Source organism: Pseudomonas sp. P5_B2, from assembly GCF_056400445.1.
The window spans coordinates 1-1,403 of sequence record NZ_JBFULH010000885.1; the positions used below are offsets into that span (position 1 = coordinate 1).

A 1,403-nucleotide genomic window follows, 5' to 3' on the forward strand; every position below is an offset into this window, starting at 1 on the left:
GCGTAGAACAATCCGCGCTCGGTCAGGTTGCCGTGCAGGTTCGGCTGGGAATTCCACACCGGGCGACGGTTTTTCAGCATCGGGAACAGGATCGAATCCTTGAGGCTGGCGAATTCGTCTTCGTCCGCCGAGGTCGCACCACCCACTCGCACGTAGCGGAAGCTGCCATAGGGATCGCTTTCGTAGAACGGCACTTGGGCGCCGTAACGAATCGCTTTGTCATTGAATTTGAGTTTGGCCTTGGCCTGACGGAAACGCTCGAAGTCRTTCCAGATCAGGATCGCCACCGGATGTCCGATGAACATTGGCACCTTGCCTTCCGGCAGCAGCGGATCTGGCGCGTGCTCTTCCGGGAAGGCGATGCCGTCTTTCTCCAGGTCGGCAGCGGTGACGATGCGGTCAGGCTGCAACTCGGCGCCGAGCCACGACAGGTCCATGCCCGCGTAGATGCGGTCGGCCTTGATGGTTTTCAGCAGCATGGCGTGGCCTTGCTGCTGCGGCCAACCCGGCATGTCCTTGGCGCGGATGTCGCGGGCAAAGACTTTGCTGCCGCAGACTTTCGACAAGGCGTCGTTACGGAAGCGTGCCTTGCCGTTGTTGCCGAGCCATTGCTCGGACGGCACGGTCACGCTGTTTTCCATCAAGGCGGCGAGCGCCTGACTGCTGAGCGGCGTGAGCGTCACGCTCACACCCGCCACCAGCCCGCCCTGAAGGAACGAGCGCCGGGATATATCACGATTGGACATGGATCATCCTCTGAGCGGTTAGGGGCCCGCCCTTTTGATTATGTACTGGAAATCTCGAGTCGTGCAGAAACCCTTATTGACGAAACAAAGGGCTGAAATGACAGTGCAAAGCTGACCGAAAGGTTAAGTTTATAGGCTTATGCGCTTGCGGCAAACAACCCAATACAAAAAAACTGACCAGCGAATCAAAATAGTGTGATTTTTTATTACACGGATAGCTGAGGTAAGCGGGGGGAAAGGTATTCAGGAAAGGCCAGGCAAGGGCGAGATGATGAAAAGCCAAATTTCAGACACAAAAAACCCCGGTCTTTCGACCAGGGTCTTTGCTATCGACTCGAAGTAAACACCGGTATAACCAGCGGCTTTCTTCGTAGCTCCAAGGCGTTCAGCGGGCCTTGTAGCAGATATGGCGCAGCGGACGGGACTCGAACCCGCGACCCCCGGCGTGACAGGCCGGTATTCTAACCGACTGAACTACCGCTGCGTATCGCTTTGGACTTTCGTCCAAGTAACTCGTCTGATTGAAAACTCAGAAGCTTTTCAATCTCGAACCAGACAAATCTGATCCGGAAAATATGGCGCAGCGGACGGGACTCGAACCCGCGACCCCCGGCGTGACAGGCCGGTATTCTAACCGACTGAACTACCGCTGCGCGT

Annotated in this window: 1 protein-coding gene and 2 tRNA genes; all 3 read right to left on the reverse strand. The window is 56.6% G+C overall.

Annotated elements, in window-relative coordinates; all coding sequences use genetic code 11:
• Positions 1 to 746 (reverse strand): twin-arginine translocation signal domain-containing protein (locus AC1DRJ_RS27715; RefSeq protein WP_477804957.1); only part of this gene is annotated, 746 nt, incomplete at its 3' end.
• Between the two features lie 407 nt (positions 747 to 1,153).
• A tRNA-Asp gene (locus AC1DRJ_RS27720) sits at positions 1,154 to 1,230 on the reverse strand.
• A gap of 92 nt (positions 1,231 to 1,322) precedes the next feature.
• Positions 1,323 to 1,399 (reverse strand) — tRNA-Asp (locus AC1DRJ_RS27725).
• Positions 1,400 to 1,403 lie beyond the last annotated feature (4 nt).